This window comes from Rhizobium centroccidentale, from assembly GCF_030182565.1.
Lineage (GTDB): Bacteria > Pseudomonadota > Alphaproteobacteria > Rhizobiales > Rhizobiaceae > Rhizobium.
Map to the genome: position 1 here is coordinate 184473 of NZ_JAQJCG010000008.1, position 14799 is coordinate 199271.

The window sequence follows — 14799 nt, forward strand, 5'->3', positions numbered from 1 at the left end:
GCCGCCCAAGGAGTTTCCGTGAGCGATATTTCCGTCGAGGCCCTCGATAGCCAGACCATCGTCGAAGCGCCGTCTCGCACCGCCATAGCGCTGGTGACTTTGGCGCTGGCCGTCGGCAGCTTCGGTATCGGCACGGGTGAATTCGTCATCATGGGACTTCTGCCCAATGTTGCCGACACCTTCGGCGTCACCACTCCGGAAGCAGGTCATGTAATCAGCGCCTATGCGCTCGGCGTCGTCGTCGGTGCACCAATCATCGCCGTGCTCGCCGCCAAGATGGCGCGTCGCACGCTGCTCCTGCTGATGATGGCGATCTTTGCCGCGGGCAATATTTCCAGCGCTTTCGCACCGACTTTCGAAAGCTTCACGGCGCTGCGTTTCATCACCGGCCTGCCACATGGCGCCTATTTTGGGGTTGCCGCACTCGTTGCCGCCTCGATGGTGCCGGTACACCGCCGCGTGCGCGCCGTCGGCCAGGTCATGCTCGGCCTCACGATCGCGACGCTGATCGGTACGCCGATCGCGACTTTCCTCGGGCAGCTTCTGAATTGGCGCGCAGCCTTCATGATGGTCGGCGCCATCGGCCTCGCCACTATGCTGCTGATCGCCCTTTTCCTCCCCAAGGACAGGGTCGAGGAAGGCGCCAGCATCGCCCGTGAACTCGGTGCTTTGAAGCGCATCCAGGTCTGGCTTTCTCTCGGCGTCGCTGCCGTCGGCTTCGGCGGCATGTTTTCGATCTTCAGCTATGTCGCCACGACGACGACCGAAGTCGCCGGCCTTGGCTCCGCCATGGTGCCGATCGTGCTGGCTCTCTTCGGCATCGGCATGAATGTCGGCAACATCGTCGGCTCGCGCCTTGGCGATATCTCCATCAAGGGAACGATCGGCGGCATGATGATCTTCAATATCATCATTATGACGCTCTTCTCGCTGACAGCGGCTAACCCGATCATGCTCTGCATCTGCGTCTTCCTGATCGGCTGCGGCTTTGCCGCCTGCCCGGCCGTGCAGACGCGGCTGATGGATGTGGCCGCGGATGCGCAGACCCTAGCTGCTGCGTCCAATCACTCCGCCTTCAACATCGCCAATGCGCTCGGCGCCTGGCTGGGCGGTTTGGTGATCTCCTGGGGCTTCACGGCTGCCGCGACCGGCTATGTCGGTGCGGTGCTCTCCGTGGCAGGCCTTGCAGTCTTCGCCGTTTCAGTTGGCCTGGAGCGCCGCACCGGGCGCGCATGACATGCCTGGGGCGCCCAGCTGCTGGCGCCCATCGCGGCAAAATACATTCTCCTCGCCCCAGGCAGCCATCGCCTTGATGATCGGCCCCAGGCTGGCGCCAAGCGGCGTCAGCGCATACTCGACGCGCGGCGGCACCACCGGAAAGACGGTGCGTGACAGCAGCCCGGATTCTTCCAGTTCCCGCAATTGCTTGGTCAGCATGCGCTGCGTCACCGACGGCAGTTTGCGGCGGATTTCGTTGAAGCGCAGCGTTCCTTCCATCAGGTGAAACAGGATCACGCCTTTCCATTTGCCATCGAGCACGCTCAGCGTCGCCTCGACCGGGCAACCTGGAAAATTTCCGACGAGTTTGGAGCGGGGAACCGACATCGACAGTATCCTTTTTGTACCTACGTACAGAAATTGTGCATTCTTGCGCCTTTTAAGGATAATGCGCATCTAGCCTCTGTGCAACCAACCCAGGAGCTTCTCCCATGCGCGCAGTCGCCTACAAGCAACCGCAACCCATTTCCGCAGAGACATCGCTGATCGACATCGAGCTGCCGACGCCCGAGGCAAAGGGCCATGATCTGCTGGTCGAAGTGAAGGCCGTTTCCGTCAACCCGGTCGACGTCAAGGTCCGCGCCAATGTCACCCCACCCGAAGGCGAATATAAGATCATCGGCTGGGATGCCGCCGGCATCGTCAAGGCGGTCGGGCCCGACGTCACCATGTTCAAGCCGGGAGACGAAGTCTTCTATGCGGGTGCCATCAATCGCGACGGTTCGAATGCCGAATTCCACCTCGTCGACGATCGCATCGTCGGCGCCAAGCCCAAGAGCCTCGATTTTCCAGCGGCTGCCGCACTGCCGCTGACCTCGATTACCGCCTATGAAACGCTGTTCGACCGGCTGAAGGTGGAGGATCCGGTTCCCGGCGCGGCCAATGCCATTCTCATCATCGGCGGAGCCGGCGGCGTCGGATCGATCGCCATCCAAATCGCCCGCGCGCTGACCGATCTCACTATCATTGCGACGGCATCCCGCCCGGAAACGCAGGCCTGGGTGAAGGAATTGGGCGCCCATCACGTCATCGATCATTCGAAGCCGCTTGCGCCACAGATCGAGGCGCTCGGCATCGGCGCCCCCGCATTCGTCTTCTCGACTACCAACACATCAGATCATACCGGCTCAATTGTCGAGGCTATCGCGCCGCAGGGCCGATTTGCCCTCATCGACGATCCGAAGACGTTCGATGTCGTGCCCTTCAAGTGGAAGGCGGTATCGATCCATTGGGAGATGATGTTCACCCGCCCCCTCTACAACACGGCCGACATGATCGAGCAGCACAAGCTGTTGACGAAGATCGCCGAACTGGTGGATGCCGGCAAAATCAGGTCGACGCTGACCGAGACCGCGGGCACGATCAATGCCGCCAATCTCAAGAAGGCGCATGCCCTCGTCGAGACCGGCAAGATGAAGGGTAAGGTCGTTCTGGCCGGCTTCTGAGTGACCAATATTTGCGACAGATCAGGCCGGGCGAATATCGTCCGGCCGCTTTGTTTTAACGCATTGGCACTGGGTTTTGTTGCATAGCAAAAATTTGCAGCCGCCTAAACAAATTTTTATCGCAGGATCGAGCGTTTAGGCACGTCCGCCTCTTGACTTTTCATGCCTTCGGCGCGACTTCTCCGCACGTGGGGAACAGCGTTTTCCATACCGATTAACCGGAGCCATCTTTCGATGCCTAGCGACAGTAGTAGTCGATTGCCTTTGCCGTCAGTAGCATTCGTGCACTAACCGACTCCTGTCGGCTCGCCACGATCCGCTACGACGGCGGATCGACCGGAAAGGCGAGCTATAATGAACATCAACAGCTTTCCCGTGCGGGCCGGCAATGCCGCTCGTGCATTCATCAATAACAATCGCGCCGTCACCATCGCGGAACGCGTCGAGGCTCTGAACGCAACAGACGTGGCAGAGGCTGCCCGCATCCTCGCCAAAATGCCGGAAGAGCGCGCTGTGCGCATTCTCGACCGGCCGGAACTGCGCAACGCACCCGCCATTCTCGAAGTCATGGGCAATGCAGATGCCGCGCGCCTGCTGCATGGCATGTCAAACGACCGCGTCGCCGACGTGCTGCTCGAAATGGATATCGACACGCGCGCCCGTCTCTTCGCAACGTTCGACGAGCATGCAAGGCAGGCGATTCAGAGCCTGATGGGCTATCCGCCGCGCACGGCCGGCGGCATCATGACGACGGAATTCGTCAGCGTTTTCGCGAGCTGGACCGTTGCCCAGACGCTCGACCACGTTCGCCAGGTCGAGCGCTCCCGCGAAACGGTCTATGCCATCTATGTGCTCGATGACGAAACGCACGTGCTGCTGCATGTCGTGACGCTGCGCCGCCTCATCACCGGTGAACCGGATGCCTGCATCCTGACCGTGGCCCAGAAGGGCGTGCCCGTCACGGCACCGCCGCTGATGAAGCAGGAGGACGTCGCGCGCCTGATCCGCCGACACGATCTGCTGGCGCTCCCCGTCGTCGACGACAAGGGCCACATGCTCGGCATCGTCACCGTCGACGACGTCATCGACACGATGATCGCCGATACGACCGAGGACGCCCAGAAGTTCGGCGGTATGGAAGCCCTCGGCCAGCCCTATATGAAGATCAGCTTTGCGGGCATGATCCGCAAGCGCGCCGGCTGGCTCGCAGCCCTCTTCCTCGGCGAAATGCTGACCGCAAGCGCCATGCAGCATTTTGAAGGAGAGCTGGAGAAGGCCGTCGTGCTGACGCTCTTCATCCCGTTGATCATGAGCTCGGGCGGCAATTCCGGCTCGCAGGCGACATCGCTCATCATCCGGGCGCTGGCACTCGGCGAGCTCAAGCTTTCGGACTGGTGGCGTGTAGCGATCCGCGAGCTGCCGACAGGCATCGTGCTCGGAGCGATCCTTGGCCTCGTCGGCTTTGCCCGTATCGTGCTCTGGCAGAACATCGGCCTCTTCGACTACGGCCCGCACTGGCAGCTCGTCGCCTTTACGGTTTTCGCTGCCCTGATCGGCATCGTCACCTTCGGCTCGCTCGCCGGCTCGATGCTGCCATTCGTCTTGCAGAAGCTGCGGCTCGATCCCGCCAGCGCCTCGGCGCCCTTCGTCGCGACGCTGGTCGATGTCACCGGCCTTGTCATCTATTTCTCGGTCGCGCTGCTGATCCTCAGCGGAACGATGCTCTGAGGACAATCAGATTCTCATCGAAAGGGGCCAGCAATGGCCCCTTCTGTGTTTTCACTCCGGCTGCTTCATTCAGGCTGCGGCAGTTTCAGAGCACCATTGGTCTTGATGGTGCGGATGGCGAAGTTCGAACGCAGATCGACCACGCCGGGAAGCACCAGAAGTTTTTCCGACATCACCTTCTCATAGGCAGCAAGATCCTCCACCACGACCTCCGCCAGGAAATCGGCCGTACCCGAAATCAGATGGCAGGCGACGACTTCCGGAATGGCGAGCAATGCTGCCTGCTGCGTCTCGGAATTCTCCTTTGAATGATGACCGACCTTGAGTTCCACAAAGACCGTCAGACCGAGGCCGGCCTGCTTGCGGTCGATATCTGCGCGGTAGCCGCGCAAGAGCCCGGATTTTTCCAGATTTCGGATGCGCCTCAGGCAGGGAGACGGCGAGAGATTTACCCGCTCGGCGATCTCGACATTGGTGGCGCGCGCATCCTCCTGCAGACAGTTGAGGATCGCAATATCGAACTTATCCAATTTTGGCATATCCGGGAAACTTGATCTCTCATATTGGCAGATCATTGCTCATAGCATGATTTCTGAGCCAGAACTAGCAAGGACATGCCTCAGCCTTCGGCGCTATATTTTCCTCATTCGAAAGAGAACCGGATCGTTGGAAAGGATATGTCGATGACCGCTTTGTCTCTCTCCACCCGCAAGGCAACCCCCACCATGGTCGGCTATGCCGGTGCCATCGTGACCGTCTTGATCTGGGCAAACTGGATTCTTGCCACACGTCATACAGCCGAAACGCAGATGGGCACCATCGATCTCGGCCTGATCCGCTACGGCGTTCCTGCTCTGGTGCTCGCTCCCGTCTGGTGGCGGACAGGTCTACTGCCGAAGGGCGTGCCTTTGAAGCTGCTGGCGCTGATGGTCTGCGGCTCCGGCGCCCTCTTCTTCCAGCTCACCACTTTCGCCATCCAGTTCACGCCGGCATCGTCGGCCGGTATTCTGCTCGGCGGCTCCATGCCGTTAGCTGCCGCCCTGATCGGCGTGCTGCTGTTTCGCGAGCGGCTCGATATCACCCGTTGGCTCGGTCTTGGCGGCATCGTCGCCGGCGTCGTGATCCTGCTTGCCCGCAGCCTCTATGGCGTCCCGATCTCCTGGGAGGGCTTTACGCTGCTGCCGCTTGCCGCGCTGCTCTGGGCAACCTATACCCACGCCTTCCGCCGCTCCGGGCTGAGCGCCGTGCAGTCGAGCGCCATCATCGCCGTCTGGTCGTTCCTGATCCATGTCGCAATGGCCGCCATCTTCGGCAGCTCGCTTGCCTCGGTGCCGCTACCGGAAATCGGTCTGCAGATCGTCAGTCAGGGGCTGCTGTCAGGTCTTGCCGCTACGCTTGCCTATGGTCTTGCCGTCCAGGCTCTCGGTGGCACGCAGGCCGCAGCCTTCACCGCAATTACGCCGGTTCTCGCCACCATCGGCGGCGGCTTTCTGCTCGGTGAAGAAATCGGAATGGCGGGCATTGCCGCAGCGATTGTTACGGGACTGGGAGTGGCGCTTTCGACCGGGGTGCTCGCCCGGAGATAAACGCATCATCTGCAAGACAATGGATCGAGGGCTGCCATGTGCGGCCTTCGGCATTGAAAGCGACATCATCTGATGCTAGTTTTGATGACAACGGAGATATCAATGCGCACCACCGTAGCCATCGACGATAAGTTGCTTGCGGATGCACGCGAGGTTACCGGTCTCGCCGAGACCTCGGCGATCCTGCGTGAAGCGTTAAAAGCGCTTGTGGAACGGGAAGCCGCCCAAACCCTGATACGTCTCGGCGGCACCGAACCGAATATCACAGCTCCCCCTCGTCGCCAGTTTGGCGTCGAATGATCCTGGTCGATACGTCGATCTGGATCGATCACTTTCATATGTCGGAGGCGCGGCTCCAGTCTCTACTGGAGCAAAAGCAGGTCGTCGTTCATCCTTTCGTCGTCGGTGAGATCGGCCTTGGAAATCTGCGGCAATATGATCTCATAATGGGAAGCCTCCGCCGACTGCCCCCGATTGCGAGAACCTCGGATGAGGACGTTCTTTATTTCATCCGAAGCAACAAACTGCAGGGTACGGGAATCGGCTATATCGATGCTCATCTCGCGGCCGCGACAATACTGGCGCCTGGAACCTATCTCTGGACGCGAGACAAGCGGCTGCAACGTGTCGCCGAAAACCTCGGAATTGCCGCGCCGCTATAATTCAGAAGCGCAGCGCCATGGCTACACGTCTGGCCGGATCGGCGCCGTGGGCCAATTCATTCTCCAGGATTTGCGTGAGGGCTGCCGACCTTTCTCCGTCATCGAGGATTTGAAACCCCATTGAGGTATAGAATGGCGCGTTGAAAGCCACCTGCCGGTCTGTCGTGAGCGTTACACCCTCAGCACCTTGAGCTCGGGCCGTTTCAATCACAGCCTCCATCAGCCGCCGCCCGACACCTCGCTTCTGCCAATGCCTGACGACATCGAGTTCGGCGATGTGAACGGAGCCATCCTTGCGGATGCCGGCCAGGAAGCCGAACGGCGTGTCCTCGCCGTCGACGGCAACGAACAGCAAGCCTTCCGCAAGGGATTGCTCCAACACGTCAAGCGGCAGCGACGTCGGCTCGCAGGCGACCGCGCCGGCCCCATGCAGAGCCCAGAAGGCATCTATCTCGATGGCAGCGAGCAGATGCAGTTCGTCTGCCCTGACCGAACGGATCGTCCAGGCGCCTTGTTCGATCTCCGTCATTGCATCTCACATATTCGGATAGACCGGCCCCTCGCCGCCCTGCGGGGGAACCCAGTTGATGTTCTGGTTCGGGTCCTTGATGTCGCAGGTCTTGCAGTGGACGCAGTTCTGGGCGTTGATGACGAAGGTTTCCTTGCCGTCCTTCTCCACCCATTCGTAGACGCCTGCGGGACAATAACGCGTCGACGGGCCGGCGAAGATATCATGTTCCGACGACACCTGCAGCGCCATGTCCCTGACCTGCAGATGCACCGGCTGATCTTCCTCGTGGTTGGTGTTCGACAGGAACACCGAGGAAAGGCGGTCGAAGGTCAGAACGCCATCCGGCTTCGGATAGTCGATCTTTTGGTGCTGGGCGGCGGGCTCCAGCGATTGGGCATCCGTCTTGCCATGCTTCAGCGTGCCGAAGAAGGAGAAGCCGAATAGCTGGTTCATCCACATGTCGAGGCCGCCGAGCGCCACGCCGATCGCCGTGCCGAACTTCGACCACAGCGGCTTGACGTTCCGGACGCGCTTCAGATCCTTGCCGATATCCGAAGAGCGCCATTCATTCTCGATCTCGATCACTTCGTCATTGCCGCGACCGGCCGCGATCGCTTCGGCGATCCTGTCCGCCGCCAGCATGCCCGACAGCACCGCATTGTGGCTGCCCTTGATACGGGGAACGTTGACGAAGCCGGCCGAACAGCCGATCAGCGCGCCACCCGGGAATGTGAGCTTCGGCACCGATTGCCAGCCGCCTTCAGTGATGGCACGGGCGCCATAGGAGATGCGCTTGCCACCCTCGAAGGTGCCGCGGATCGCCGGATGCGTCTTGAAGCGCTGGAACTCCTCGAAGGGATAGAGATAGGGGTTCTTGTAGTTCAGGTGCACGACAAAGCCGACGGCGACGAGATTGTCTTCCAGATGATAGAGGAACGAACCGCCGCCCGTCTTCATGCCGAGAGGCCAGCCGAAGGAGTGCTGCACGAGACCCTTCTTGTGGTTTTCGCGCTTGACCTCCCAGAGCTCCTTGATGCCGATGCCGAACTTCGGTACATCGCTGTCCCGCGCGAGATCGAACTTGGCGATGAGCTGCTTGGCAAGCGAGCCGCGCACGCCTTCGCCGATCAGGACGTATTTGCCTAGGAGCGCCATGCCGCGCGTATAGTTCGGGCCGGGCTCGCCGTTCTTCTCAATGCCCATATCGCCGGTCGCGACACCGATGACGGCGCCCTCGTCATTATAGAGCACTTCGGTCGCGGCAAAGCCGGGATAGATCTCGACGCCGAGGCCCTCGGCCTTCTCGGCCAGCCAGCGACAGACGTTGCCGAGCGAGACGATATAGTTGCCGTGATTGCTCATCAGCGGCGGCATCAGGAAATTCGGCAGGCGGATGGAGCCAGCCGGCCCCAGGAACAGGAAATGATCGTCCGTCACCTCGGTCTTGAAGGGATGACCCTCCTCCTCGCGCCAGTTCGGCAGCAGTCGGTCGATGCCGATCGGATCGACGACGGCGCCCGAAAGAATATGCGCGCCGACCTCGGCCCCCTTCTCGAGCACGACGACGGTCAGATCCGGATTGATCTGCTTCAGCCGGATCGCCGCCGACAGGCCCGCGGGACCTGCGCCGACAATCACAACGTCGAATTCCATGCTCTCGCGTTCCGGCAGCTCGTTCGCGTCAGTCATTCATCTTCTCCGCTTGGCCAGCTTCCGATAATCTCGGACCACGGCCTTATCCCCTTGGGCGTCTTCCCCGTTTCGGTTATCTCTTGTCAAAATGGGAGGGGATTGTCGAGCCGGGAAGCGACAGGCAATCCCCCAATTTGCCCAACACGTAAAACAAGTTAAATGACCCTTACGTTAACGTCAATATTCTGATGGTATTTGCCGTCAGTTGTGAAGCGCACCTTCCATAGTCGCCGGATGGCCCTCTATAAATGCCGATCAGACAATCCGAATAGCATGAAGGGTAATCAAGATGGATCTTGGTATTGGCGGAAAACGCGCGCTGGTGCTCGCCTCGTCGAAGGGGCTGGGCCAGGGCATCGCAGTGGCGCTCGCCCGCGAGGGCGCGAACGTCCTACTCTGTGGCCGAAGCGGCGAAAGGCTCGAGAACAATTGCAAGGCCATCAATGCCGAGGGCAAGGGTCGGGCGGATTGGATCTGGGCGGACCTCAATGACGAGAACTTCGTGGATGTGGTCACCAAGGCAGCCATAGAGAAGCTTGGCGGCATCGATATTCTCGTCAACAACAGCGGCGGACCGACGCCCGGCACGACGGAAGATATGACCGCCGACCGGCTGGAGACCTATTTCATCTCCATGGTGTCCCGGATCATCACCCTGACCACTGCGCTCTTACCAGGCATGAAGGCACAAGGCTGGGGACGTATTCTCACCGTCGCCTCCTCCGGTGTCATCGAGCCCATTCCCAATCTCGCGCTTTCCAACACGCTGCGCCCGGCGCTTGCCGGCTGGAGCAAGACGCTGGCCAGCGAAGTGGCTGCGCATGGCATCACGGTCAACATGCTGCTGCCGGGCAGCATTGCGACAGATCGGCTAGCCGAGCTCGATACCGCCACAGCCAAGCGCGGAGGCAGGAGCCTCGAAGATGTCAGCGCCGAGCGTCAACAGCGCATTCCCGCCGGTCGGTATGGCCGCGTCGAGGAATTCGCCGCCACCGCCGCCTTTCTTTGCAGCGAACCGGCGAGCTACGTGACAGGCATCATGGTCCGCTGCGATGGGGGAGCTGCTCGCTCTCTTTGAGATCGCCACCGGCGAATAGAGTGCGGGGCCCTTGCAATAGGGCCTGACAACACAATTCCGTGAGCTGAAGCAACGCTTCTATGCACGCCGCAGCACATCTCCACACTATAAATACCGCCTAAAGCTGTTTTTGCCGACCGATTATTACATAGCGGCAATCAAAAAATAGTCATTTGGCTGTTTGTTGCACCGCACAAACAGAAACAATTCGAAAGCTTTCCAAGCTTTAATTTTTCGTCGTCCCGAACTGTGGTAGATTGCAAGGCATCAACGTTCATGAATTCGCGTTAAAGGGACAGAATTACCGAACGTTAGCGGCGACGGCGATGTGATGAATTGCGGCGAAGCTCGTTTTTGTTGTGCGACGCAATAAATACACTTCAACGTCACTGCGCTTCCTGCAACAAGCCCCGACCGGTTCTTTAAGTATGAAAAAATTCTGGCTTCCCCTCGGCCTTCTTGTCGTCGCAGCCCTTGCCGCATGGGGCTATCGCGACCGTATTCCTTTCCTTTCCGCATTTGTCGATCAAGCCTCAGCAGAAACCAAAGATACCGGCAAGGCGGCGCAGGCCGGCGGCAAGCGTCAGGCCGGCCCAATCGCGGTAAAGACCGTTGCCGCCGTCAAAACTTCGCTCCCCATGGACGTTCCCGCGACCGGCTGGGTCGTGCCGATCGATTCAACGACGATCGCCGCACAGGAAGCCGGGCTGATCACGCAGATCGCGGTAAAAGATGGCGCGACGGTCAAAGCTGGCGACCTGATCGCAAAGCTTGATCCGCGCACGGCACAGGCTGCCGTCAACAAGGACCAGGCGAACATTACGAAAGACCAGGCAAACCTTGCCCAAGCGGAGACCGCGCTGACCCGTGCCAATAGCTTGCTTACGAGCAGCGCCGGCACTCAGGCGACTGCCGATGAAGCACGTGCGACTCGCGACTCCGCCATTGCCACGCTCAGCGCGGACCAGGCACAGCTTGCCTCGGATCAGGTCCTGCTCGGAAATACCGACATACGGGCACCCTATGATGGCCGGCTTGGCGATGTTCAATTGAGCCTGGGGGCTTATGTCAGCGCCGGCACGCCGATCGTGACGATCAGCAAATATGATCCGGCATACATCAAATTTACCATGCAGGAAAACAATCTGCGCGAACTGCAGGAACAACTGGCCGCGGGTCCTGTCCACGTCACCACCGTTCCCCGTTCCGCACAGGGCAAGCCTCGCACCGGGACGATCACCTTTTACGATAACACAGTCGACCAGGCTTCCGGAACGATTGCCGTGAAGGCAACCTTCGAAAACGCCAACGGTGCCTTGTGGCCGGGACGCTCCGCGAATGTCATGGTTCACTTCGCCGACAACGAGCAGCTTATCGTCGTGCCGACCGTGGCCGTCAGCCCGGGGCCGGACGGCTATATCGCCTTTGTGGTGAAGGACAATAAGGTCAAGATTACGCCGGTGACAATTGCTCGCGCGAATGGCGGTCGCACAGCCGTCGCCACAGGCCTTTCGGTCGGCGATCATGTCGTTGTCGAAGGCCAGTCGCAACTGAACAACGGCACTGAAGTCAAGGAACAATTCAGCGACAATCCAAACGAGAAGGTCGCTTCGGCCGATGATGGAAAAACCGAAACCATCGCAGTTGGAGCGCAACAATGATCCCGACCTTCTGTATCCAGCGTCCGGTCGCGACCACGCTTCTCGCGATCGGCGTGGTGCTTGCCGGTCTCGCCGGCTATCAGCTGATCCCCGTCGCAGCAGTGCCGCAGGTGGATTTCCCGACGATCAACGTCTCGGCCCAGCTGACGGGCGCATCACCACAGACGATGGCGACATCGGTCGCCACGCCGCTGATCAAGCAGTTCGAGACGATCCCCGGCATCAGCGAAATTTCTTCAACAAACTCGCTTGGCAATACCAGCATCGTGCTGCAATTCAATCTCGACCGCAACATTGACGCCGCCGCCGGCGACGTGCAGGCGGCGATTTCGACCGCGCAAAGAAAACTTCCCAACAACCTGACGACCCCGCCGAGCTACCGGAAGACCAATCCGGCCGACGCGCCTGTCATGCTGATCGCCGTACAAAGCGACACCTTGCAGCGCAGCAAGCTCGACGATATCGCCGAGAACATCATCTCTCCATCGATCTCGACACTGCCTGGCGTCGCTGAAGTGACCGTAAACGGGGCGCAGACCTACGCGGTGCGCATCGACGTCGATCCGAACAAGCTTCTGGATCGCGGCATCGGTATCGACACGGTCAATACAGCCGTCGTCAACGCCAACAACCAGGTCCCGGTCGGCACGTTGCAAGACGCGGCGCAGAGCATGACGATCAATGCGGATACGCAGCGCGTCAACGCCGACGAGTTTCGCACGCTTGTGATTGCCAATCCCAACGGCAAGCCAATTCACCTCGGCGACGTCGCCGACGTGCAGGACAGCGTGGAAAACCAGAATATCGGTAGCTGGTATGATGGCCAGCGAGCGATCATTCTGGCTATTCAACGCCAGCCCGATGCCAACACGGTCGACGTCGTCGATGCCGTCAACAAGACGCTGCCGAAGCTGCAGGCCGAAATGCCGGCTTCCGTCAAAATGACCGTTATGAACGACTCGGCCCAGCCAATCCGCGAGGCCATCTCGGACGTCAAGTTTACGTTGCTGCTGACCATCGGTCTCGTCGTTCTCGTCATCTACCTGTTCACGGGCCACGTGACAGCAACGATTATCCCCGGCCTCGCCGTGCCTCTTTCGCTGATATCAACTTTCGGCATGATGTACGTGCTCGGCTATAGCGTCGACAATATCTCGCTGCTCGGGTTGACGATCGCGGTGGGCCTCGTGGTGGACGACGCCATCGTCATGCTGGAGAACATTCTACGGCACATGGAAGAAGGCATGCCTGTGCGGCAGGCGGCCATCCAGGGCGCGGCCGAAGTCAGCTATACGATTATCTCCATGTCGGTTTCGCTCATCGCCGTGTTCATCCCTATCCTGCTGATGGGCGGCGTCGTTGGCCGTATTTTCAACGAGTTCGGGATGGTCGTGGCAATCGCCATCGTGTCGTCCGCGGTGGTCTCGCTGACCGTCACGCCGATGCTCGGTTCGCGTCTTTCCAACGCCCACAGCCATCCTCCCCTGCCGGTGCGCCTCTTCAACAAGGGCTTCAACTGGACCGAGGTCAACTACGGCAAGGGCGTGGAATGGTGTATTCGCCATCGTTACATCGTGCTTGGAAGCTTCCTTGCTTCGGTCGCGCTCTCGGCCTACCTCTTCCTGACGCTGCCTGCCAGCTTCTTCCCGCAGGAAGACATCGGCCGGCTGCAGATTTCAACGCGCGCCCGCCAGGATATTTCCTATCCGGCGATGCGTGACCTACAGAACCAGGCCGCTGCGGCGATCAAGGCGAATCCCGCCGTCGAGCACGTGATGTCGGTGGTCGGAGCCAGCGCGCGTCAGACACTCAACAACGGTACGATCTACGCTCAGCTGAAGGATAAGAAGGATCGTCCGCCGCTCGACCAGACTTTGCGCGAAATGCGCGCCGCCGTCGCCAAAATCCCGGGCATTCAGGTCTTCATCAATCCTCAGCAAAGCCTTCGCTTCGGCGGACGCCAGACCGCCAGCCAGTATCAGCTCGTCATCCAGGCGCTCAACGCCGATCTGACGAACCAGTGGGCCAACAAGATGCTGCAGGAGATGCGAAAGGATCCTCGCTTCACCGACGTGACCACCGACGCGCAATACAATGCACTGCAGGCCAATATCGTGGTCGATACGGAGAAAGCCGCCGCCTACGGCATCAACAACAACCTGCTGCGTACCACGCTTGAAGAGGCCTTCAGCGACTACGCCGCCGCACAGATCCAGTCGACCGGCGACAGCTATGACGTGATCATCGAATATGATGCGAATCAGCCTTGGGACGACCAGAAACTGTCGCGTATCCATGTGACGTCCTCGAGCGGCCAGCAGGTTCCATTGTCGGCCTTCGCGCACATCGAGCGCAACACCGGCCCGGTGACCATCAACCAGACCGGTCAGCTCGTCTCGACCACGGTATCCTTCAACCTGCCGGCCGGCGAAGCGCTTGGCGACGCCACGGCACAGATCGAACAGATCAAGAAGGACATCAACATGCCGGCGGACATCTTCACGTCCTACGGCGGCACGGCGCAGATCTTCCAGCAGTCGCAGGGCAGCACGCCTTACCTGATCCTCGCTGCGGTGCTGACGATCTATGTGGTTCTCGGCGTTCTCTACGAAAGCTTCATCCACCCGCTGACCATTCTGTCCGGTCTGCCGGCCGCGGCGCTCGGCGCACTGCTTGCGCTGAAGATCTTCGGCTTCGACCTGTCGGTCATCGCGCTCATCGGCTTGCTGATGCTGATCGGTATCGTCAAGAAAAACGCGATCATGATGATCGACGTGGCGCTGGAAACGCTGCGCTCGAGTACTGGCATGTCGCCGGCGGAAGCGATCCACGAAGCCTGCGTACGCCGTTTCCGCCCGATCATGATGACCACCTTCTGCGCCCTGCTCGGCGCCCTGCCGATCGCAGTCGGCAGCGGCGCAAGCTCCGAGCTGCGCCAGCCGCTCGGTATCGCCGTGGTTGGCGGCTTGGTGGTTTCGCAGCTTCTGACGCTGTTCATTACGCCGGTCATCTTCCTTGAGATGAACCGCCTGAGCGACTTCCTCGGTCGTTTCGGCCGGCGCAAGGACGATGACCCGCACCAGAAGGAATCCCCGTCGGCGATTGCCGCGGAATGACAAAACGGGCGCCGAAAGGCGCCCATTCCCTTTCAAGCAGAG

13 protein-coding genes are annotated in these 14799 nt (G+C 60.2%); 9 read left to right on the forward strand and 4 right to left on the reverse strand.

Annotated features, from left to right (window positions below; genetic code table 11):
- Window positions 1-18 precede the first annotated feature (18 nt).
- The gene (locus tag PH562_RS13385; RefSeq protein ID WP_285173597.1) at window positions 19-1236 is read left to right on the forward strand and encodes an MFS transporter; all 1218 of its coding nucleotides are present in this window, start codon (window positions 19-21) and stop codon (window positions 1234-1236) included.
- Here PH562_RS13385 and PH562_RS13390 read toward each other — a convergent pair.
- A complete protein-coding gene (locus PH562_RS13390; protein ID WP_285173648.1) occupies window positions 1201-1605 on the reverse strand; it encodes a winged helix-turn-helix transcriptional regulator in 405 nt (134 codons plus the stop codon). The two genes, PH562_RS13385 and PH562_RS13390, sit on opposite strands and share 36 nt — an antisense overlap.
- A 104-nt stretch (window positions 1606-1709) precedes the next feature.
- On the opposite strand from PH562_RS13390, the gene PH562_RS13395 reads away from it, so the two are divergent.
- Both PH562_RS13395 and mgtE read left to right on the forward strand, forming a co-directional pair.
- On the forward strand, window positions 1710-2723 hold the full coding sequence (locus PH562_RS13395) for a zinc-binding alcohol dehydrogenase family protein (protein ID WP_285173598.1): 1014 nt from the start codon (window positions 1710-1712) through the stop codon (window positions 2721-2723).
- 354 nt (window positions 2724-3077) lie between these two features.
- A complete protein-coding gene (mgtE, locus tag PH562_RS13400; protein ID WP_285173599.1) occupies window positions 3078-4451 on the forward strand; it encodes a magnesium transporter in 1374 nt (457 codons plus the stop codon).
- A gap of 65 nt (window positions 4452-4516) precedes the next feature.
- Here the strand turns inward: mgtE and PH562_RS13405 are convergent, their stop codons facing one another.
- A complete protein-coding gene (locus PH562_RS13405) occupies window positions 4517-4990 on the reverse strand; it encodes an Lrp/AsnC family transcriptional regulator (RefSeq protein ID WP_112335727.1) in 474 nt (157 codons plus the stop codon).
- A 144-nt stretch (window positions 4991-5134) separates the two neighbouring features.
- Here PH562_RS13405 and PH562_RS13410 point away from each other — a divergent pair, with 144 nt between their 5' ends.
- From PH562_RS13410 to PH562_RS13420, 3 genes are all read left to right on the forward strand, one after another.
- Window positions 5135-6037 (forward strand): DMT family transporter, encoded by a 903-nt coding sequence (locus PH562_RS13410; protein ID WP_285173600.1) that lies wholly within the window; start codon window positions 5135-5137, stop codon window positions 6035-6037.
- A gap of 102 nt (window positions 6038-6139) precedes the next feature.
- Window positions 6140-6337: a type II toxin-antitoxin system VapB family antitoxin gene (locus PH562_RS13415; protein ID WP_285173601.1), complete on the forward strand. Its 198-nt coding sequence runs from the start codon at window positions 6140-6142 to the stop codon at window positions 6335-6337.
- On the forward strand, window positions 6334-6699 hold the full coding sequence (locus tag PH562_RS13420; RefSeq protein ID WP_285173602.1) for a type II toxin-antitoxin system VapC family toxin: 366 nt from the start codon (window positions 6334-6336) through the stop codon (window positions 6697-6699). Before PH562_RS13415 ends, PH562_RS13420 begins: the two co-directional genes overlap by 4 nt.
- A 1-nt stretch (window position 6700) precedes the next feature.
- On the opposite strand, the gene PH562_RS13425 is transcribed toward PH562_RS13420, so the two are convergent.
- Complete coding sequence (locus tag PH562_RS13425; RefSeq protein ID WP_285173603.1) at window positions 6701-7228, reverse strand: GNAT family N-acetyltransferase; 528 nt, start codon at window positions 7226-7228, stop codon at window positions 6701-6703.
- A 6-nt stretch (window positions 7229-7234) separates the two neighbouring features.
- Window positions 7235-8899 (reverse strand): electron transfer flavoprotein-ubiquinone oxidoreductase, encoded by a 1665-nt coding sequence (locus PH562_RS13430; RefSeq protein ID WP_285173604.1) that lies wholly within the window; start codon window positions 8897-8899, stop codon window positions 7235-7237.
- 292 nt (window positions 8900-9191) lie between these two features.
- Here PH562_RS13430 and PH562_RS13435 point away from each other — a divergent pair, with 292 nt between their 5' ends.
- The 3 genes from PH562_RS13435 to PH562_RS13445 all read left to right on the forward strand — a co-directional run bounded on the left by PH562_RS13435 (window position 9192) and on the right by PH562_RS13445 (window position 14757).
- On the forward strand, window positions 9192-9980 hold the full coding sequence (locus PH562_RS13435; RefSeq protein WP_285173605.1) for an SDR family oxidoreductase: 789 nt from the start codon (window positions 9192-9194) through the stop codon (window positions 9978-9980).
- A 428-nt stretch (window positions 9981-10408) separates the two neighbouring features.
- Window positions 10409-11641, forward strand: a complete 1233-nt coding sequence (locus tag PH562_RS13440) for an efflux RND transporter periplasmic adaptor subunit (protein ID WP_285173606.1) — start codon at window positions 10409-10411, stop codon at window positions 11639-11641.
- Window positions 11638-14757 (forward strand): efflux RND transporter permease subunit, encoded by a 3120-nt coding sequence (locus PH562_RS13445; protein ID WP_285173607.1) that lies wholly within the window; start codon window positions 11638-11640, stop codon window positions 14755-14757. Before PH562_RS13440 ends, PH562_RS13445 begins: the two co-directional genes overlap by 4 nt.
- The last annotated feature ends 42 nt before the right edge of the window (window positions 14758-14799 follow it).

Excerpts from the sequence above, each read along its gene's own strand:
- PH562_RS13405 (WP_112335727.1), bottom strand. The coding sequence starts at position 4,990 with ATGCCAAAATTGGATAAGTTCGATATTGCGATCCTCAACTGTCTGCAG.
- PH562_RS13390 (WP_285173648.1), bottom strand. The coding sequence starts at position 1,605 with ATGTCGGTTCCCCGCTCCAAACTCGTCGGAAATTTTCCAGGTTGCCCG.
- PH562_RS13445 (WP_285173607.1), top strand. The coding sequence starts at position 11,638 with ATGATCCCGACCTTCTGTATCCAGCGTCCGGTCGCGACCACGCTTCTC.
- PH562_RS13440 (WP_285173606.1), top strand. The coding sequence starts at position 10,409 with ATGAAAAAATTCTGGCTTCCCCTCGGCCTTCTTGTCGTCGCAGCCCTT.
- PH562_RS13435 (WP_285173605.1), top strand. The coding sequence starts at position 9,192 with ATGGATCTTGGTATTGGCGGAAAACGCGCGCTGGTGCTCGCCTCGTCG.
- PH562_RS13430 (WP_285173604.1), bottom strand. The coding sequence starts at position 8,899 with ATGACTGACGCGAACGAGCTGCCGGAACGCGAGAGCATGGAATTCGAC.
- PH562_RS13420 (WP_285173602.1), top strand. The coding sequence starts at position 6,334 with ATGATCCTGGTCGATACGTCGATCTGGATCGATCACTTTCATATGTCG.
- PH562_RS13410 (WP_285173600.1), top strand. The coding sequence starts at position 5,135 with ATGACCGCTTTGTCTCTCTCCACCCGCAAGGCAACCCCCACCATGGTC.
- mgtE (WP_285173599.1), top strand. The coding sequence starts at position 3,078 with ATGAACATCAACAGCTTTCCCGTGCGGGCCGGCAATGCCGCTCGTGCA.
- PH562_RS13395 (WP_285173598.1), top strand. The coding sequence starts at position 1,710 with ATGCGCGCAGTCGCCTACAAGCAACCGCAACCCATTTCCGCAGAGACA.
- PH562_RS13415 (WP_285173601.1), top strand. The coding sequence starts at position 6,140 with ATGCGCACCACCGTAGCCATCGACGATAAGTTGCTTGCGGATGCACGC.
- PH562_RS13425 (WP_285173603.1), bottom strand. The coding sequence starts at position 7,228 with ATGACGGAGATCGAACAAGGCGCCTGGACGATCCGTTCGGTCAGGGCA.